The following is a 19,285-nucleotide window of genomic DNA, read 5'->3' on the forward strand; positions in this document are numbered from 1 at the left end:
GCTAAGAGCGGGCAAATGCCGGGACGAGGAGACGATACGATGGACGCGAAGACGCAATCCCCCCGAGATAAGATGGCCTCCAAGAGCGAGATGAGCCCTGCAAAAGGCATGCCCGACGCCGCGGTGAAATATCGGGCCTATCCGCAGGTGAACATTCCCGACCGCACATGGCCGACAAAGACCATTACCAAGGCACCGGTCTGGTGTTCGGTCGACCTGCGCGACGGCAACCAGGCGCTCGTCGACCCGATGGGCCACGATCGCAAGGCGCGCATGTTCCATCTGCTGATCGAGATGGGCTTCAAGGAAATCGAGATCGGTTTCCCCTCGGCTTCGCAGACCGATTTCGACTTTGCCCGCTGGTGCGTGGAGGAGGGCAATGTGCCCGACGACGTCTCCCTGCAGGTATTGGTGCAGTGCCGCCCGGAACTCATCACCCGCACCTTCGAAGCGCTGGAAGGCGCAAACCGGCCGATCGTGCACTTCTACAACTCCACCAGTGAGCTGCAGCGCCGCGTCGTCTTCGCCAAGGATGTGCAGGGCATCAAGCAGATCGCCGTCGATGCCGCCAAGATGATCACCGATATGGCCACGAAGGCCGGCGGCGGTTACCGTTTCGAATATTCGCCGGAGAGCTTTACCGGCACGGAACTCGATGTGGCGCTGGAGATCTGCAACGCCGTCATCGAGGTCGTCAAGCCGACGCCCGATAACAAGCTGATTATCAACCTGCCGTCCACCGTCGAGATGGCGACGCCGAACGTCTATGCCGACCAGATCGAATGGATGTGCCGCAACCTCGACAATCGCGAGAACCTGATCGTTTCGCTGCATCCGCATAACGACCGCGGCACCGGCATTGCCGCTGCCGAACTGGCACTGCTGGCAGGGGCCGACCGCGTCGAAGGCACGCTGTTCGGCAATGGCGAGCGCACCGGCAATGTCGACATGGTGACGATGGCGTTGAACATGTTCACGCAAGGCGTCGATCCAGAGATCGATTGCTCGAATATCGAGCGCATCAAGGAAGTGTTCGAATATTCGAACCAGATGGCGATCGGCGAGCGTCATCCCTATGTCGGCGAGTTGGTCTATACGGCCTTCTCCGGCTCGCATCAGGATGCGATCAACAAGGGTATGAAGGCAGCACAGGTCGCCAACCATCCCGTGTGGGAGGTCCCGTACCTGCCGATCGATCCGCGCGATGTCGGTCGTTCCTACGAGGCGATCATCCGCATCAACTCTCAGTCCGGCAAGGGCGGCATCGCCTATATCCTGCAGCAGGATTACGGGCTGAACCTGCCGCGTAACCTGCAGGTGGAATTCCGCGAGGATATTCAGCGCATCACCGACGTAGAGGGCAAGGAGCTTCCGTCCCGGCGCATCTACGACCGCTTCATCGAGCGCTACGTGACGCAGCCGGAAGGGCGCCTGCGCTTCATCGATCATCACACCTATCCCGACACTGAGCACAAGGGCCAGCGGATTGTCGCAGCCGAGATTACCGACAATGGGGAGATCAAGCGCATCGAGGGGCGCGGCAATGGTCCGATCGACGGCTTCATCAATGCGCTGTCGCATTATCTCGGCATCGAGATGTCGGTAGAGGACTATTCCGAGCATTCGCTCCAGCATGGCTCAAACGCGGCGGCGATATCCTATGTCGAGACCTCCTATCCCTGTGGCAAGCTCTTCGGCGCCGGCATCAATACCAATATCGTCGCGGCATCGCTGGAAGCGATCGTCTCGGCCGCTAACCGCGTGCTCGACGTGAAGGCCGGCAAGGCCTGATTTCGGAAAGCCTCAGGCCGCGGCCGCACTACTGCATAATTCCTAAAGCCGGAATCGATTTAAGGATAAAATTATGCAGCCATTCAAAGTGTTACAGCGTCCTTTGCGCGTCTGAAAAGATGCGCGGCGCTGTGGCGCGGCGCGGCCTGACGATGCAGTCGGCAATCTCGCCGACTTCGTTGCGCGCCTCTGCGTGGCGCTGGCCCCATTGGCAGAGCGCCAGCAGCACCGGTTCGAGACCAAGGCCGAGTTCAGTCGCGCTGTACTCGACACGGGCGGGGACCTCGGCAAAGACTTGGCGGGCGACCAGCCCGTGCTCCTCCATCTCGCGCAGCTGCTGGATCAGCACCTTCTGGGTAATGGCGGGCATCATCCGCTTCAGTTCCGAAAGACGCTTCGGGCCGGAGAAGAGGTAATAGAGGATGATGGGTTTCCAGCGTCCTGAGATCACCTTCAGCGCACGCTCGACCGGCAGCTCGGGCAGTCTTTTCATCGGCTCAGCCATGGTCACCTCCTGGTGGGTATGGCACGAAAGAGTGTGTATTTTTATCTGATAGTCTATTGCTAAACCTGCCCCACGCCAATCAGACGTGAGGTTCATCTGTCATGAAAGCCGTCCAATTCACTCGCTTCGGTCTTCCCGATGTCCTCGAGGTCGTAGAACTGCCGGTTCCCCAGCTGGGGCCGGGTGAGGTTCTCGTCCGCGTCCATGCGGCGGGTGTCAACTTCTTCGAGGTGTTGATGCGGGCCGACCGCTATGCCGTAACGCCCGACCTGCCGATGGTTCCCGGTGTCGAGGTCGCGGGTACGATCGAGCGAGCAGGGCCTGGTGCCGACCGCTCGCTCATTGGCATGCGGGTTGCTGTTCCTCTCTTTGCCATCGGACGAGGTTCGGGCGGCTATGCCGAATTCGTCGCGGTCGATGGCGGGGCGGTGATGCAGCTGCCGGATGCGGTTTCCTTCGAGGCGGCTGCCGGGCTGATGGTGCAAGGGCTGACGGCCTTGCATCTGCCGCGCTGCAGTCCCGCGAAAGGCAAGAATGTTCTCGTGAGTGCGGCAGCGGGCGGTGTCGGGTCGCTGCTTGTGCAGCTCGCGAGACGTGACGGGGCGAAGATGGTGATCGCGGCGGCGAGCAGTGACGAGAAGAGGGCGCTTTCCCTGTCTCTCGGCGCCGATCATGCGGTCGATTATACGGCGCCTGGCTGGCAGGAGGACGTTAAGAGGCTCACTGGAGGGCTCGGCGCGGATATCATCTATGAAACCGTCGGCGGGGCATTTTCAAGGGCGGCGCTCGATGCGCTGGCGCCTTGCGGCGAGCTGGTGCTGGCGGCGATGGGGCGGTTCGGGCTTGAGGCGGCCGATGTCGAGCACATGCTTGACGACAATCAGTCAATCAAGGGATTTTCGCTGTTGCCGCTGCTGACGCCTCAGGGGGTGCGGGAGGATCTTGCCGAACTCTTCGAGCTTGCCGCGGCGGGTGCCCTGACGGTTATCGACGGCGGTCGTTTCCCACTGCATCAAGCGGCGGAAGCGCATCGCGCCATCGAAGGGCGGCGGGCGGTCGGCAAGGTGGTGCTGGTGCCTTAAATCAAAGAAGGCGACGTACGATGTCGTGCGACACCGCTCGGCATCATGCTCCGGCAATCAGATCGCGGTGGCGATCTCCATGGCGAGCTGGCCGAGCGTTGCTTCGGCGGAGGGGCCGGCAAGCACATAGGAGGTGCCGGCATTGTGCCAGGTCACGAGGCCGATCTCGTCCTTGATCGTTTCCTTGAAGTCGTCGGTCTCCGGCGGCTGTGCGTCCTTGCGGAAGCAAATGGAGATGATGTCGCCATCGGAATTAGAATAGACGAGCTGTCCGACAGGGCGGCTGTCGCCGAGGATGACGCGCGCGCCCTGGAAGGTCCAGGCTTCGGCGCTGAGATCCGGCACGCGGAAGGGCACGCCGATCGCCGTCGTCAGCCAGCTGGAGATTTCCTCGGCCTGCGAGGCGGGTACTTCGACGAGATGACGGGGCTGGCGGATCAGCAGGCGTTGATAGGCGGTGACGTCGCCCAGCCAGTCGCTGGTATTGGCCGGTGCCGTGTTGGTGGTGCTGGCAATCTCGTCGGCATCCGGCGCGGTGCCGACGAAATAGCCGATGCCGCAACCAACGACGAAGAGAATGAGAGCGGCGGCCAGCGCCTGCGGGCCGCTCGGCGTCAGTTTCACTTGCGGGCGCGTGGCACGCTGGGCGATCGGCGTCTTCGGCGGCTGCGTGCTCTTGATCGAGCGGACGAGGGCGAGCGGCACCGGCTCCTTCAGGATATCGTCGAGGCGCCGGCGGCCGAAATCAGCCCCGTGGCGAAGCTTCTCATGCAGCCGGCGTGCATTCTCGTCGCTTGCCAGACGCTGCTCCAGTTCGTGCCGCTGTTCGGGCGAGACTTCGCCGTCGAGAAGGGCGGTGAGCTGGGCTTCGAGCGGCAATTTCCTAAGATCGAGCAAATTCAGAACCTGTGGATCGGGTGGGTGCCGGCAAGCCCGGCGAAATGCAGCCTCGCGGTCGCGAGCTGCGAGACGACGTTTGCCACCGGAATGCCCATGATGTCGGCGGCCTGCTGGTAGCTGTGGCCTTCGACGTCGACCAGCAGGAACATGCTGGAAACGCCATCCGGCATATCGGAAATCATGTGATGGATGGTGTCGGGATCGACCGCAGCCGAACGTTCGCGCGCGGCCTCGCGAATATCGGTGACGTTGCCGCGGACGGAAGCCTTCGGCTTGCGCTTGCGGTTGTCGTCGGTCCATTGCTGGCGGGCAAGCGTGTAGATCCAGCTTTCCAGCCGGCCTTCGCCGCTCCATTGATGGCCTTTGGCGATGGCGCGCTGACAGACGGCTTGAACGAGTTCATCGGCCACGGCAACCTCACCCGCGAGCGTGATCGCGAAGCGGCGAAGGCGGGGCAGGAGGCCGACGAGATCACGCCGGAGATCGATGGTCGTTGCGGGCTGACGCATTGTCTATCCAAGAAGCATTCACAATGGTTTCGCGGACGAAGGGTTCGCCGTCGGGCGCGAAACCGACTTTATCGACGCCGTCGATGCATGCGCTTTATGAAACAAGTCTCCTGCACTTCGCAAGCATCCGGTCATCTTCATCCCTCTTTCCCAAGGGATTTTCGTATTGTGGCGTGCAAAGCTTGCGTCAATATGTCTTGTAGCCGTTCAAGCTTTGCAGCAGGGAGCGATAGGCCCAGGTGCCTTCGCCGCCGCGATCACGGATTTCGACAAGCTGGACGCGAGCACCCTGGATGTCTCCCTGTTCAACCAGCGCCATGCCCATATAGGAGCGGGCGAGGATATAATTCTCATCCACCTGCAGCGCCTTGCGGTAGTAGGACATGCCGAGCTCCATGCGGCCGGCCTTGCGGTTGGCGTAGCCGAGATAGTTCAGGACGCGCGGGTCGTTCTGGTTGCGAGCGAGATTGAGCACAGTGATGGCGTTGTCATACTGGCCGGCATAGGCAAACTCGCGGGCGAACTGATAGAGATCGTCGTCGTTGAAGCTGCTCTTCTTCGGGGTGACACATTCCTTCTTGGCCTTGTCCCAGACCTTGCCGCCGGTGCAGGTCTTGGTCGTTTGGGTCTTCGGCGGCGGATTGGTGTCATCGTTGCTGTCGCCGGCCGCGAAAGCGGCCGTGGCGATGCCGAAGGCAAAGCCGGCGGCGAGCGAAAGTCTGGACAGGTGGCGGAAAGAAAAAGTCATCGGCGCGCTCCGTTCTCAGGCAATGCGTTTGCTCGGATTGTACGCTTACCACTAAAAATACCAAGAGGGTAAGCAACCTCTGTGGCAAATCTTGCGGCGGCGGCAGGACGTCTTCGCAGATTGATTCAAGTGCTGCACAAAAAGAGTCTGGAACTGGAGCTAAGACGCGAAAATATCGGCGCTTTCCGGCATCACCGCGTCGCCGGCCCTGTTGAGGCTGAAGCGCTCGCCGCTGAGCTCCCAGGCGCCGGGAGAGCCGTCGATGGAGAAGAGGTTGTAGGCGGCGGGCGGCTTGATGCTGCCCGGTCCCTGCGAGGCAGAGGCGATGCCGACGACCGGCACCGGCTGCATCTGGCCGCGCAGCCAATGCAGCGTGTTCAGGTGCGTATGGCCGTGCAGCACGAGTTCGGCGCCGCCTGTCGAAATCACGGCGGCGAAGCGGCGGATGCCGATCATCCGTTTATAGAAGGCCGTGGCGCCGCGGATCGGCGGGTGATGGATCATGACGACGCGGAAGAGACCGGCTTCGCCAGCCGCACGCAGTATGTTGACAGTATCGCGGGCCTGTCGCGCGCCGAAAAAGCCAGAGGCGGCGAAGGGAGGGGTGGCGACCGCCGTCGAACAGCCGATAATCGCGACTTTGCCGCGAACGCGCAGATAAGGAAAGATATGGCGGTTCTCCGGCCATTGCGGCGGAGCGAGATCGCCGCGGACATAATCGTACCAGGCGCGCATCGACCTCTCGTAGGAGCCGGGCACATAGGCATCGTGATTGCCGGGAACGACCGACGTGTCTGCGGGATCGCCGAGCGCGCGCAGCCAGGCGGCGGCCGAGCGGATCTCGATGCCGCTCGCCAGATTGACGAGGTCGCCGGTGACGGCCAGGTGATCGGCCTGATGGGCGCGGATGTCGTCGAGCAGCAGATCCAACGTGCTGCCGAAAAGGTGCTTGCGTCGATTTCGATGCCAGTTCACAAAGCCTGTTATGCGTTTTGAAAACAGCTCTTGAATGGAAAGACTGGGCAACGGCCCGAGGTGGACGTCGGAGATATGCGCGAGCTTGAACATGCTACGAGACATAGACCAGCTTATTGACAAATCAAACACATCCGGCGCGATGAAGAGCTGAAACGGAGCGATGGTGGATAAAGAGAACCGGCCCCTTTACATGAGGCTGGCGTTGCGCCTGCTCCATGTCTATTTCAGTTTCGTCCGCAGCATGACCGTGGGCGTGCGGGCTGCCTGTTTCGATGCAGCCGGGCGCATCTTTCTCGTGCGTCACAGCTATATCGGCGGCTGGCACATGCCGGGCGGCGGGCTGGAGCGCAACGAGACGGTCGAGGAAGCGCTCGTCAAGGAATTGCGCGAGGAGGGCAACCTCAGGATCATCGGCAAGCCGCAGTTGATCCAGGTCTATTTCAATACCACGACCACAAGGCGCGACCATGTCGTCTTCTACCGCGCGACCGTCGAGCAGACCGCCCCTCGGCCGCCGGACTGGGAGATATCCGACAGCGGTTTCTTTTCTCTCGACAGCCTGCCCGAAGGCACGACCAAGGCCACGCATCGCCGTCTCGCCGAGCTTCGCGGCGAGCAGGAGCCTGCCCACCGCTGGTAAGCTTCAGGCAGCCATTCAAATTGCTACAGTGTCCTTTGCGCGTCTGAAAAGACGCGCGGCGCTGTAGCACGGCCGTGCGGGCTGTCGAGATCGAGCACCGGGCCGACCGGAACGATGCCGGTCGGATTGATCGTCTTGTGGCTGCGGTAATAGTGCTGCTTGATGTGGTTGAGGTTCACGGTCTCGGCAACGCCCGCCGTCTGGTAGAGGTCGCGCAGATAGTCAGGCAGGTTGCGATAGTCGGCGAGGCGGCGGATGTTGCACTTGAAATGGCCGACATAGACGGCGTCGAAGCGCACCAGCGTGGTGAACAGGCGCCAGTCGGCCTCGGTCTGACGGTTGCCGAAGAGGTAGCGGCCCTTGCCGAGGCGTTCGTCGAGCATGTCGAGTGTTTCGAACAGCTTGGCCACATTTTCCGCATAGGCTTCCTGGGTGGTGGCAAAGCCTGCCTTGTAGACGCCGTTGTTGACGGTGTCGTAGACGGTGGCGTTCAGCGCATCGATGTCGGAGCGAAGGTCCTCGGGATAGAAATCGGCCTTCGAGTCGGTCAGCCCGTCGAAGGCGCTGTTGAACATGCGGATGATCTCGGCGGATTCATTGTTGACGATCGTGCCGGTTTTCTTGTCCCAGAGGACGGGAACGGTGACGCGGCCGGAATAGTGCGAATCGGCTTTGGCATAAATCTGCCAGAGCGTCGACGCGCCGAATAGGTGGTCGCCGGTGGCGCCGTCGCCGATCTTGAACTCCCAGCCATTCTCGACCATCAGCGGATCGACGACCGAGACTGAGATCAGCTCTTCGAGCTTCTTCAGCTTGCGGAAGATCAGCGTGCGATGCGCCCAAGGGCAGGCGAGCGAGACATAGAGGTGGTAACGCCCGGCCTCGGCCTTGAAGCCGCCGCTGCCGGAAGGCCCGGCCTCGCCGTCCGACGTCACCCAGTTGCGGAACTGCGAGGGCTGCCGCTTGAAATGGCCCTTGCTCTCCTTCGTGTCGTACCAGGCGTCATGCCAGACGCCGTCCACCAGCATTCCCATGATCTTCATTCCCTTGATTGCGTGTTGGAACGGAAGATATCGCAGATTGCAGGGCTTTACAGGCGGCAAAGATTGAACAGTGCGTCACGTCGTTCGGGCGCTGCATAATTTCGTCCGCGCGCCTCTCGAAAAGACGCGCGGCGCTGTCATCGTGCATTTTGGGTTGGACGACAGAAATTTTTCCTGCTATCGGCCTTTTCACGATTTTCGGACCCCTGCCTGATGTTCATTTCCAGAAACCCGCGACGACGCTGATGCTCCCGAACGCCCAAGGCGTGTTCGAGACCCATCAATCTGTCCATCCGGTTTCTGTCATCATGTACAAGCACGATCTCGTCTACCTCACTGAAGACGCGTCTCATGACGCCGCCATCGAACACATCAACGAAGAAGCCTTCGGTCCCGGCCGCTTCACGCGCGCTGCCGCGCGCATCCGCGAGCAGGGTCCGCATGATCTGTCGCTTTCCTTCATTTGCACCGATAATGGTGAGACGATCGCCTCTGTGCGCATGACGCCGGTGCTGGCCGGCACGGTGAAGGGCCATCTGCTCGGCCCGCTTGCCGTCCGCCCCTCCCACAAGAACAAGGGCATCGGCCGGGAACTGGTGCGGATCGCGGTGGAGGCGGCGAGACGCAAGGGCTCGGAAGCCGTCATCCTCGTCGGCGATCCACCCTATTACGGCCCGCTCGGCTTCGAGAAGGTCGCCTACAACGCGCTGTCCTTTCCAGGCCCGGTCGATCCCCATCGTGTGCTCGTCGTTCCGATCGTCGAGGGCGTGCATGAGCGGCTGAAAGGCACGATCGCCTGGCGCGGATGATTAGAGCGTTTCCGGCAAAACATGAAACGCCGGGGACTAAAATCTAGGATCCTGCAACCCGCGCGTTGACTCGTCGGACGGCATGCCACCGATGGAAGTCACGACCACGGGCAAAATGCCTGGTGTCCATTCGCGCTGGTTTCTTTCGGCGCAACCGCTTTGCGTAAGCCGGAGCGAACTTACAGGCCCCATCGCCGGATACGACAACGCCGCGCTCCAACGGCATTTCCTCATCATCTGCAGGCTTTGCCGCCGCTTTCGCTGCGACAATCATGGCATGGAATTGGATCTACTCGCATCTTGCCTCTATTGACCTATGAAAAATCGGAGCATTAAATTCATTTCCCTGCCATCTTCAGAGGTATGAATATTTCCGACAAGAACATGCGCCGCCCTGTTGCAGCGGTTGTTGCGCTGCTGGCCGTCGCCTCCATCACGCTCGCCGGCGTTGCGGGTTACAGGTTGGGTTACGCCAAGGCGATGACGGCGCTCATGTCCGACTCCGGCCATCGGCTTGATCTTTTCACAAGTACTGCGGTCTTGATGATCAACCGGCTGAGCAGCATTCCGGCAACCATCGAGTTGAATGCGGATGTTGTCTCTCTTGTCAGTGGCGAAGCGCCCCGGAATGTCGAATCCGTCAACCTCTTCCTCCACAGACTGAGCGCCCAGCTCGGCAGCGAGGCGATCTTTGTCGCCGATGAGCAGGGCCTGGTCGTCGGATCGAGCAACACGACCCGGCAGGATGACAGCCGGCTTGGAGCGGACATTGCCTATCGCCCCTATTATCAGGATGCCCTGTCCGGCTTCGTCGGGCGGCATTTCTCGCTTGGCGAGGCACGCGATACGCCCGGATATTTCGTCGCCTACCCGATCCACAACGGCAATCGTGTCACCGGCGTCGCCACCGTCAAGATCAGCCTCAATCCGGTGGTTGATGCGTTTCCGCTGCTTGGCAAGCCGGCGCTGATCGCGGATCGCGACAACGTCGTCATTCTCTCATCGCAGAAAGATTGGCTCTATACCTCCCTCACGCCCGTCTCCGTCGACCAGCGCGTGGATCTGGAACTGACCGGTATGTATGGCCGCAATCGTATTGGGGCCTTTCCCCTTACTGTCGAGCTCAACACCGAAGCGGCATCGCTCGGGCTCGATACCGTCGTCGATATTCCGGCCGGTGATAACAGCCGCCAGACGCAGCTGTTGATTCAAGGGCGCACGCTCGACGGCATGGATTGGCGGCTGCTGGTCTTTTCCGACCTTGCCGATGTTCGCTCAGAGGCGATGATCGCGGCAGCTCTATCCTCGCTCTTAGCCACATTCCTGTTCACGCTTGTCCTCTTCGCAAGGCAGCGGCGCCGTGCCGCCCGGCAGAAACAACAGGCGCGACAGGCGTTGGAGCGGGCGAATGCCGAGCTCGAGGAGACGGTCGCGCGCCGCACCCGGGCGCTTACGGATGCCAATGCCGAACTCCTCCGGGAAATGGCGGAGCGCATCCAGACGGAAGCCATGCTGCGCGCCACGCAGGACGATCTCGTCCAGGCCGCCAAGTTGACGGCGTTCGGCGAGTTGGCTACCGGCATCACACACGAGCTCGCCCAGCCGCTCGGAGCCATTCAGACGCTTGCCGGCAATGCTCGCGAATTTGTCCGGCGCGGCGACATTGCCAATGCCCAGGGCAATCTGGCGATCGTCGACGATCTGATTGAGAAGATCGGGGGGATCATCCATCCACTGAGATCCTTTGCGCGAAAATCCCCGGCCGAGCCTGAGGAGGCCAACGTCTCGGCTGCGGTTCGCAACGTGCTCTTCCTACTCGACGCGCGCCTTCGCACTGCAGAGATCGCGGTGGCCAACGCCTGCGACAGATCGACGGCAACCGTCTGGTGCAATCGCAACAGGCTCGAGCAGGTGCTCGTCAATTTGATCGCTAACGCCATCGATGCGATGAATCTTGCGGAGACGCGGGATCTCGGCATTCACGCCGGGCAAAGGCCCGATGGGCGCGTTTTCATCGCCGTCGAAGACAGCGGCAAGGGCCTTGATGCGACGCAGATCGAGACGCTGTTTGTTCCCTTCAGCACGACCAAGGAGACTGGATTGGGGCTGGGACTGGCGATATCGCGCGGCATCGCCCGCGACTACGGTGGCGATCTCCTTGCAAGCAACCGGCCGGAGGGGGGCGCCATCTTTCTGCTGCTGCTTCCGCAGCCACCATCGAGGGTTGGTCCATGAATGGCCGTTTCACTGTTCTCGTCATCGAGGACGATCACAATCTGCGGCTCGGTTGCGTTCAGGCCATCCAGCTCGCCGGCATGGAGGCGCTCGGATTCGACAAAGCCGAGGACGTCCTGCGTCTACTGAAGCCGGACTTTGAGGGCATCGTCGTCACGGATCTCAAGCTTCCAGGCATGGACGGCTTGAGCGTTGTCAAGCGCTGCGCGGAGCTCGACCGTGACCTGCCGGTGATTGTCGTCACCGGCCATGGCGATATCGCGGTCGCCGTCGAGGCGATGCGCAGCGGTGCCTATGAGTTCATGACAAAGCCTTTCGGATCGGACAGGCTGATCGATGTCGTTCAGCGCGCGCGGGAGAAGCGGATGCTGACACTGGAAGTCTCCGATCTGCGTCAGCGCCTGGCCCGCCTCGATGGTGTCGAGGGCAAGCTGATCGGCAAATCGGCGCAGATCCGCAGGGTGCGCAGCGTCATTGCCGATATCGCCGACGCGAATGTCGATGTTCTTCTTCTGGGAGAGACGGGCGTCGGCAAGGAACTCGTTGCACGGGTATTGCACAGGCATTCGCGCCGCAGGAACGCATCGTTGGTCTCCGTCAGTTGCACGGGGATCGCCGACGAACTGCTCGAAAGCGAATTGTTCGGCCATGAAGCGGGGGCTTTCCCGGGCATTTCGCAACGCCGAATCGGCAAGGCCGAGCACGCGACACGCGGCACGCTGTTTCTCGACGAGATCGACGCTATTCAGCCGAATGTGCAGATCAAGCTGTTCCGGCTGCTTCACGACCGAACGATCGAGCGGGTCGGGTCGAACCGCAGTATCTCCGTCGAGTGCCGTGTCGTAGCCGCTGCCGGTATCAATCTCCACGAGCGCGTGCAGGCGGGCGCTTTCCGTAGCGATCTTTATTATCGCCTCAGCGCCGTAACGATCGAATTGCCGCCGCTGCGGGAACGGCGCGAGGATATTCCGATCCTGCTTGAGCATTTCATGCTGCATGCCGCCGACCGTTTCCGCAAGCCGCATCCGTCGGTGACGACCGAACAGATGAACCGACTCATGGCCTATTCCTGGCCCGGGAACGTCCGCGAATTGCAGACCGTCGCAGATTGTCTTGTCCTTGGTGTTGCATGGCATGGTCTTTCCGATCCGGCGCTTGCCGAACAGGCTTCATCGCAATCGCTCGCCGAATGGGTCAGCGACTTCGAGCGCAATCTGATCGCCGCCGAACTCCGACGCTTCGGCGGTAGCCTTGCGCAGACGGCCCGTGCCCTCAAGGTGCCGAAGGCGACACTGCACGACAAAATCCGCAAATACAAGATTTCGGAGTAGGCGGCACCAGGCGGCGGTCTCTGCCGCGTTCGGATGCCCGAACAAAAAACCGATGCGATATTCGGATGCCCGAACGAAAATTCGGTCGCTATGAGCAATAATAATGCAATTTCAATCTATTAAAATTTTCCTAACGTAAGTCTTTTTTGTGATGCAACAAAATTCGGCATCGTGGCAAACTGCACAAATAGAGACCGCCAAAGGGTCTCAGGCAACCGATATGCGCGTCGCCTGTCACCTGACGTCATATCGATCGTGAACAGTGGGGGTACGATGGGGAAGTCTTGCATGGCAGCCCTTGCAGCCGCTTTGGTCGCTGGCATGGCGTGCACCGCCTATGCCGATGAAACTGCGACGCTAAAGCGGATCGCCGCGACTTCAACGATCCGGATCGGTCAGCGCGTGTCGTCCGTGCCGTTTTCCTACCATGCCGACCGACGGCGCGTGGTCGGGTATTCGCAAGACATCATGCTGAATATCGTCGCCGCCGTTCAGAATGAACTAAAACTGCAGTCGCTGACCATCGCGCTGGCGCCTATCACTTCGCAGAACTGGATCCCTTTGCTGATAAACGGCACCATCGATATCGAGTGCAGTTCGACAAGTCATACCGTTGATCGCGAACAGAAAGTCGCTTTCTCCAACACCATTTTCGTCATTGGCACGCGCATCCTGTCGCACAAGGATGCCGGAATAAAGGATTTTGGTGATCTTGCTGGGCGGCGGGTCGTCATCACGGCGGGAACAACCGCCGAGCGTTCGCTGCACAGGTTCAACGAAGAGCATTCGGCAGGCATGGTCATCACCGCCGCGAAGGAACACGACGTGGCGTTCCAGCAGCTCGAAGCAGGGACCGTCGCGGCCTTCGTGATGGACGATGCGCTGCTCTATGGTGAACGCGCCAAGGCGAGAGAACCGGATGACTGGATCGTCACCGGAACGCCGCTCGCGCTCGAAGCCTACGCCTGCACCATGCGCAGGGACGATGCGCCGTTCAAAGCGCTGGTCGACAGGGCGATCGCGACACTGATGGCCTCCGGTGAGGCGCGCACTCTCTATGATAAATGGTTCACGCAGCCAATTCCGCCGAAAGGCATGAACCTCAACTGGCCTATCTCCAATCGTCTGGTCGAACTGTTCAATGCACCGAACGATCGGCCGATCGAATGACAGCAGAAGCGCTGGAGACCCGGCACCGCCGACAAGGATAATCACGCATTCCCAGGCCGCAATGCCATTCCATCAAAAGCAACAGGAGAACACTGGCATGACGACAATCATAAGCTTCCTCAATACCTTCTTTTGGGGCTATGTCCTCATCTACGGGTTGCTTGCGGTGGGGGTATATTTCACCGTCCGCTTGGGCTTCCTGCAACTGCGCCACTTTCCGGAGTTCATCCGCGTCGTCATGCGGGCGCCGGAAACGGACGCAGCGGGCATCACGCCGTTTCAGGCGCTCTGCACGAGCCTCGCCTCGCGCGTCGGAACTGGCAACCTGGCGGGCGTCGCCGTGGCAATGACGCTCGGTGGGCCTGGTGCGCTTTTCTGGATGTGGGTCGTTGCGGCGCTCGGGATGGCCACTGCTTATGCCGAAAGTACGCTAGCGCAATTGTTCAAGGTGCGTGGTCAAACTGGTGAATACCGGGGCGGTCCTGCTTTCTATATCGCGCGCGGGTTGAATGCGCCCTGGGCGGCCGCAATTTTCGCAGTATGCCTTCTCTTGGTATTTGGACTTGTCTTCAACGCGGTGCAGGCCAACTCTATTGCCGAGGCGATGAACGGTGCGTTCGGCGTGCCGAAGCTCGGCGTCGGTGTCGTGATTGCCGTCATTTCCGGCGTGGTCATCTTTGGCGGCATCAAGCAGATCGCGCGTTGTGCCGAATATGTCGTGCCGTTCATGGCGGTCGCCTATCTCGGCGTTGCGCTCTATGTGCTGATCGTCAACATCGCCGATGTGCCGGCAGCACTCGCTCTTATCGTCAAGAGCGCCTTTGGCTTAGAACAGGCGGTTGGCGGTATCGCTGGCGCCATGCTGAACGGTGTCAAGCGAGGCCTTTTCTCGAACGAAGCCGGCATGGGTTCGGCGCCGAACATTGCCGCGGCCGCTACGCCCAATCCGCACCACCCGTCCTCGCAAGGTATGGTGCAGGCGCTCGGCGTCTTCATCGATACGCTGCTGATCTGCACCGCTACGGGGCTGATGATCGTCCTGTCCGGCGCCCTGGTTCCAGGAGGTGAACTGACCGGTACACCGCTGACCCAGGCTGCCATGACTGCGCATATCGGCGGTGCGGGGCATTATTTTATCGCCATCGCAATCTTCTTCTTCGCCTGGACCTCGGTGCTCGGCAACTACTCCTATGCCGAGAATGCGCTGGTCTATCTGGGGCTCGACTCCAAGGCGGGCCTAATGTGCGCTCGCATCGGCTTGCTTCTCATGGTCCTCTGGGGTTCCTACGAGAGCGCCACCACGGTGTTCGACGCGGCCGATGCATCGATGGGCCTGATGGCGGCAATCAACCTCGTGGCGATTTGCCTGATGTCGCCATTGGTCATCAAACTGACACGTGATTACTTCGAGCAGAACCGCTCAAAAACACCGGTCTTCGATCCGAACATGTATCCGGAGCTTGCAGGAAAAATCGACGCCGAGATTTGGCACGAGGTATCGGCATCTCCGGTTGCCAGCGCAGGGCTGAACCCCGCCAGGGCCTGATACCATCGTCACCATCCACCCGCCGACTATCCGGCGGGTGGTTTCACGACAGGAAATAGTCTTCAACTGCTGGCGGCATGGCGATCGCCAACGCCGGAGACGAAGCCGGCCAGGAGAACTGCATGTATCGCGCGTGGAAATTCTTGAGTGAATATTCGCTGCTTCTGATTATCGGCGCGGGTGTGGCGCTGATCTGGGCAAATATCTCGCCGGAAAGCTATCACGCGCTTGTCGAATTTACCCTCTGGGAAAACGCACCTGTCGGCCATTTGCACATAGATCCCGAAGGCCACGGACACAGGACGCTGACCATCCATTATCTGATCAATGACATGTTAATGGCTCTTTTTTTCGCGATAGCGGGAAAGGAAGTTTGGGAAGCCATCGCCTTGCCGGACGGATCGCTCAGGGGCAAGAAAGCAGTGACCCCGCTGATTGCAACGATGGGCGGAATGCTTGGTCCCGTGACGGTCTATCTTCTAGGCGCGGCCGCTCTCGGCAAGTTCGCGCTGCTCGCCAATGGCTGGGCAATCCCGACGGCCACCGACATCGCCTTTTCCTACCTCGTCGGTCGGCTTGTCTTCGGCGCCGGTCACCCCGCGGTGATGTTCCTGCTCCTGCTTGCCATTGCCGACGATGCGGCAGGTCTTGTGATCCTCGCGATCTTTTACCCACAGGGCGATCTCGCACCAGCATGGCTCCTGCTCTCATTTGGCGCAGCGATTGCCGTCTGGTTCCTTGCCAACCGGCTTCCGCGCATGCTCGATGCGTCGCGTCCTGCCCTTCCGGCATCCACCTTCGTTCTGCAAAAACTGTCCTTCTGGCCCTATCTGATTGCGGGAGCTGCCAGTTGGTACGGCTTTCACCAAGCCGGCATCCATCCCGCGCTCGGCCTGTTGCCAATCATCCCTGCGATCCCGCATTCCGACGTCGAGTTCGGCTTCTTTGCGGAGGAGGAGGAACATCAGACGGACCTCCTGAATACCATCGAGCACAGGTTGAAGTCGCCTGTCGAAGCCATCCTTTTTCTGTTCGGACTTGCCAATGCCGGGGTGGAGTTTTCGGCCATCGGCGAGGCAACGTGGCTGGTCTTCCTGGGCTTGGTCATCGGCAAGCCGCTCGGTATCGCTGCCATGGGCTGGATCGCGGCTCGCCCGCTCGGCTTTGGTCTGCCCGTCGGTATGCGCATGTCAGATCTGCTCGTGCTCGGTTGTGTGGCGGCTATCGGCTTTACGGTTTCGCTGTTTGTGGCGGGTGTGGCCTTTCCGCCGGGGCCGGTGCAGGACGCCGCCAAAATGGGCGCCCTGTTTTCCTTCGCCGCCGCCGCGATCGCCATCGCAGCCGGCAAACTCGTGCGGGTGAAGCGCCAGGCTTTACCAGCTGCAATTTGAGCGGTCGACATCGAAGCAACAACGTTTATGGCGGACATACGGCCAAATCTCAAGGCTGTATCGCTCCGTCGGAATACCTCTCCAATCCACCCAAGTCGCAGCATCCCGGAAGTATTCGCCTATCCCGAGCACGTCCCTGCCGTGGAAGGGATAATTGACCTCCGGCAGACCGGCATAAACCCGTGAGGAGTGGTCGCAGAGCTTGGCCGGGACTTCATGGCGAGTGCCTCGTGTGGCCGTTGCAGTCTACATAGTCGATGGTGTGTTCGACCAGGAGGCAAGCGCTAGCACCACGCTTGTGCAACCCAAAGATCGCAAGTTCCATACTTTCGACGAGGGTGAACTCGAATTTGCACAAAGAATCTCAATATCTAGAGGATTCTCCTGAGAAAGCCCAGGTGCGGCCTTCCGGAAAGTCCTGAAACTCGCCGAAGACTTGGGCCGACATCGGCGTTGTTGAAGGCCGAGAGCGCATCGGTGATCACCGCCAGTTGCTCCGGCGAGGGCGAGGCGGTGAGCTCGAATTCCGGAATGAGATTAGCGTCCTTCGCGCCACCACATGGCGCCGAAGGCGAGCAGCAGGATGCCGACGCCGGCGAAACCGGCAAAAAGCGGCAGCGTGTTGATGCCCTTCAAAACAGTCTCGTTGGTCATGCGGATCATCATGCGATCGTTGTCGGAGACGCGGACCTGGCCGCGCACCGGCAGGATCGGCGGCACGGAGATCGCGCCATTTTCGTTGGAGGCGCGGGCGACGAGACCCTTGCTTCTGTCGGCGACCGGCTGCAGTAGATCGGTCGTAGAGATCATCGCCTTGAATTCCGGTGCGTCGACGGCGCCGATATGGACAAGCGTCGAGAGCCTGCCGTTGCGGATTTCGAAGAGGCCGATTTCGTCCATCCTCTTCTCGGCCTTGTAGAGCCCGGGTTCCGACTGGGTCAGCGGCAGGGTTTCTGTCTTGCCGGAGGGATAACGTACGGTGGCGTTGCCGGGATTGTCGCCGATCGTCTGGCGGGTGACTTCAAGGGTCCGGCCGGAGGCGCGCGCCGTCAGCGCTTCTTCTTCGAGCGCCGGCTCCTTCATCAGCCAATGGGCGATACGGCGATAGAGCGAAACGTTCGGACCGCCGCCTTCGAAGCCACGCGCCCAGAGCCAGCCCTGATCGGAAAGCAGCATGGCGACGCGGCCCTGACCGGCGCGGTTCAGCACCAGCAGCGGGTGGTTGTCGGCGCCGAGCATGATCGTCTCGCCCTGCGGCCGGTCGACATCGACACTGCGGAACCAGCGGCCCCAATGCGGCGGATCCTCACCCGAGCCGTCAAGGCCGCGCGTGACGGGGTGTTTGCGGCCTTCCTCGGAGAGGCGGGGATAAAAGGCCTTCTCGATCATTTCTCCGGTGGGCGTTGCCGGCAGAACCGAGGAAAGCGGCGTCAAGGCAATCGAATCGGGGCCTGCATGCTCGGGACCGGCGGCGATCAGCAGCGCGCCGCCATTGTCGACATATTGCGCGATGTAATCGTAGTAGAGCAGCGGCAGCACGCCGCGGTGCTGATAGCGGTCGAAGATGATCAGGTCGAAGTCCTTGATCTTGTCGACGAAGAGCTCGCGCGTCGGGAAGGCGATCAGCGACAGCTCGTTGATCGGTGTGCCGTCCTGTTTTTCCGGCGGACGCAGGATGGTGAAGTGGACGAGATCGACCGAGGCATCGGATTTCAGCAGGTTGCGCCAGGCGCGCTCGCCTGCATGCGGCTCGCCGGAGACGAGCAGGACGCGGAGATTCTGGCGGATGCCGTCGATGACATGGACGGCGCGGTTGTTGGCGGTGGTGACTTCGCCGGGAAGTGCCGCGACCGAGAATTCGAGCACATTGCTGCCGCCACCCGGGACCTTGAAGGAGAACGGCGTATCCTGCCCGGGTGTCGCCTGCAGGGTGGCGATCTCGTCACCATTCAGCTTCACCGTGACATCAGCCATGCCGCCGGGGCTCGGGCCGTCGTCGAAGACGCGCAAAACGACCTGCTGCTCTTCGTTGACGATGCCGAAGCGCGGCCCTTTGATGACTTCGATGCGGCGATCGAATTCGTTGGCCTTGCCGGTTACGAGGCCATGGATCGGCGCGTCGAAACCGAGCGCCTGATTGGCGCCCGGAACATCATGGACTTCACCGTCAGTCAGCATGATGGCGGCGCCGATACGGGCGGGCGGGACATCGGCAATGTTGGCCGACAGCGCGTCGAACAGGCGCGTGGAGGGCACGTCGGAATTGACGTCGCCTTCGACATCGACGAAGCGGGGCTCTATCTGGGGGAAGCGGGCGAGCTGTCCCTTCAAGGCCGCAAGCGCATCGTCGGTCATCTTGACGCGATCGGGTGTCTGCTGGCTCTGGCTTCGATCGACAAGAACGGGAACGATCGTCGACAACTGATCCCGATCTTCCTGCAGCAGCACAGGATTGGCAAGCGCGGTCAGCATGGCGAGCGCTGCCAGTGTTCTGATCCAGGCGCCACGAATACCGCGCCAGATCGCGAGGGCGGCGATAACGGCGCTGACGACAGCCAATGCAGCCAGAACCGACCAGGGCAGGAAGGGCGAAAAGTCGAATGTCAT

Annotated in this window: 16 protein-coding genes and 2 pseudogenes; 9 read left to right on the plus strand and 9 right to left on the minus strand. The window is 60.9% G+C overall.

What is annotated here, in order from left to right; translation table 11 throughout:
* Positions 1-39: 39 nt before the first annotated feature.
* Positions 40-1,791 carry a 2-isopropylmalate synthase gene (gene leuA / locus V8P77_RS02100; protein ID WP_335910447.1) on the plus strand — a complete coding sequence of 584 codons (1,752 nt, stop codon included), beginning with the start codon at positions 40-42 and terminating at the stop codon, positions 1,789-1,791.
* Between the two features lie 91 nt (positions 1,792-1,882).
* On the opposite strand, the gene V8P77_RS02105 is transcribed toward leuA, so the two are convergent.
* Positions 1,883-2,392, minus strand: coding sequence for a winged helix-turn-helix transcriptional regulator (locus tag V8P77_RS02105; RefSeq protein WP_335910449.1), 510 nt, complete (start codon positions 2,390-2,392; stop codon positions 1,883-1,885).
* 5 nt (positions 2,393-2,397) lie between these two features.
* Between V8P77_RS02105 and V8P77_RS02110 the strand changes: the two genes are divergently transcribed.
* The gene (locus tag V8P77_RS02110) at positions 2,398-3,378 is read left to right on the plus strand and encodes a quinone oxidoreductase family protein (RefSeq protein WP_335910450.1); all 981 of its coding nucleotides are present in this window, start codon (positions 2,398-2,400) and stop codon (positions 3,376-3,378) included.
* A 57-nt stretch (positions 3,379-3,435) separates the two neighbouring features.
* Here the strand turns inward: V8P77_RS02110 and V8P77_RS02115 are convergent, their stop codons facing one another.
* The 4 genes from V8P77_RS02115 to V8P77_RS02130 form a co-directional block, all read right to left on the minus strand.
* Complete coding sequence (locus V8P77_RS02115) at positions 3,436-4,275, minus strand: anti-sigma factor family protein (RefSeq protein WP_335910451.1); 840 nt, start codon at positions 4,273-4,275, stop codon at positions 3,436-3,438.
* A 2-nt stretch (positions 4,276-4,277) separates the two neighbouring features.
* Positions 4,278-4,787, minus strand: a complete 510-nt coding sequence (locus V8P77_RS02120; RefSeq protein ID WP_129419689.1) for an RNA polymerase sigma factor — start codon at positions 4,785-4,787, stop codon at positions 4,278-4,280.
* 187 nt (positions 4,788-4,974) lie between these two features.
* Positions 4,975-5,535 carry a tetratricopeptide repeat protein gene (locus V8P77_RS02125; RefSeq protein WP_335910456.1) on the minus strand — a complete coding sequence of 187 codons (561 nt, stop codon included), beginning with the start codon at positions 5,533-5,535 and terminating at the stop codon, positions 4,975-4,977.
* A 159-nt stretch (positions 5,536-5,694) separates the two neighbouring features.
* On the minus strand, positions 5,695-6,603 hold the full coding sequence (locus V8P77_RS02130; RefSeq protein WP_335910711.1) for a metallophosphoesterase family protein: 909 nt from the start codon (positions 6,601-6,603) through the stop codon (positions 5,695-5,697).
* Positions 6,604-6,673: 70 nt separating this feature from the next.
* Here V8P77_RS02130 and V8P77_RS02135 point away from each other — a divergent pair, with 70 nt between their 5' ends.
* Positions 6,674-7,153 (plus strand): NUDIX domain-containing protein, encoded by a 480-nt coding sequence (locus V8P77_RS02135; RefSeq protein WP_335910457.1) that lies wholly within the window; start codon positions 6,674-6,676, stop codon positions 7,151-7,153.
* Positions 7,154-7,176: 23 nt separating this feature from the next.
* On the opposite strand, the gene V8P77_RS02140 is transcribed toward V8P77_RS02135, so the two are convergent.
* On the minus strand, positions 7,177-8,187 hold the full coding sequence (locus V8P77_RS02140) for a glutathione S-transferase family protein (protein ID WP_335910458.1): 1,011 nt from the start codon (positions 8,185-8,187) through the stop codon (positions 7,177-7,179).
* 254 nt (positions 8,188-8,441) lie between these two features.
* Here V8P77_RS02140 and V8P77_RS02145 point away from each other — a divergent pair, with 254 nt between their 5' ends.
* Positions 8,442-9,005, plus strand: coding sequence for a GNAT family N-acetyltransferase (locus tag V8P77_RS02145; RefSeq protein ID WP_335910459.1), 564 nt, complete (start codon positions 8,442-8,444; stop codon positions 9,003-9,005).
* Between the two features lie 84 nt (positions 9,006-9,089).
* On the opposite strand, the pseudogene V8P77_RS34895 reads toward V8P77_RS02145, so the two are convergent.
* Positions 9,090-9,237, minus strand: a pseudogene (locus V8P77_RS34895) (IS6 family transposase); the annotation flags it as partial.
* Between the two features lie 131 nt (positions 9,238-9,368).
* Between V8P77_RS34895 and V8P77_RS02150 the strand changes: the two are divergent.
* The 5 genes from V8P77_RS02150 to V8P77_RS02170 all read left to right on the plus strand — a co-directional run bounded on the left by V8P77_RS02150 (position 9,369) and on the right by V8P77_RS02170 (position 16,678).
* Positions 9,369-11,240 carry a sensor histidine kinase gene (locus V8P77_RS02150; RefSeq protein ID WP_335910460.1) on the plus strand — a complete coding sequence of 624 codons (1,872 nt, stop codon included), beginning with the start codon at positions 9,369-9,371 and terminating at the stop codon, positions 11,238-11,240.
* Entirely contained in the window at positions 11,237-12,571 is a 1,335-nt protein-coding gene (locus V8P77_RS02155) for a sigma-54-dependent transcriptional regulator (RefSeq protein WP_335910461.1), read from the plus strand. Before V8P77_RS02150 ends, V8P77_RS02155 begins: the two co-directional genes overlap by 4 nt.
* A 288-nt stretch (positions 12,572-12,859) precedes the next feature.
* Positions 12,860-13,741, plus strand: coding sequence for a transporter substrate-binding domain-containing protein (locus V8P77_RS02160; protein WP_335910462.1), 882 nt, complete (start codon positions 12,860-12,862; stop codon positions 13,739-13,741).
* A 97-nt stretch (positions 13,742-13,838) separates the two neighbouring features.
* Positions 13,839-15,287 carry an alanine/glycine:cation symporter family protein gene (locus tag V8P77_RS02165; RefSeq protein ID WP_335910463.1) on the plus strand — a complete coding sequence of 483 codons (1,449 nt, stop codon included), beginning with the start codon at positions 13,839-13,841 and terminating at the stop codon, positions 15,285-15,287.
* A gap of 122 nt (positions 15,288-15,409) precedes the next feature.
* Positions 15,410-16,678: a Na+/H+ antiporter NhaA gene (locus V8P77_RS02170; protein WP_335910464.1), complete on the plus strand. Its 1,269-nt coding sequence runs from the start codon at positions 15,410-15,412 to the stop codon at positions 16,676-16,678.
* A 425-nt stretch (positions 16,679-17,103) separates the two neighbouring features.
* Here V8P77_RS02170 and V8P77_RS02175 read toward each other — a convergent pair.
* Positions 17,104-17,211: pseudogene (locus tag V8P77_RS02175) on the minus strand (GNAT family N-acetyltransferase); the annotation flags it as partial.
* 4 nt (positions 17,212-17,215) lie between these two features.
* On the minus strand, positions 17,216-19,285 hold the full coding sequence (locus V8P77_RS02180; RefSeq protein WP_335910466.1) for a hypothetical protein: 2,070 nt from the start codon (positions 19,283-19,285) through the stop codon (positions 17,216-17,218).

It is taken from the genome of Rhizobium aouanii (assembly GCF_037002925.1).
GTDB classification, from domain to species: Bacteria; Pseudomonadota; Alphaproteobacteria; order Rhizobiales; family Rhizobiaceae; genus Rhizobium; species Rhizobium aouanii.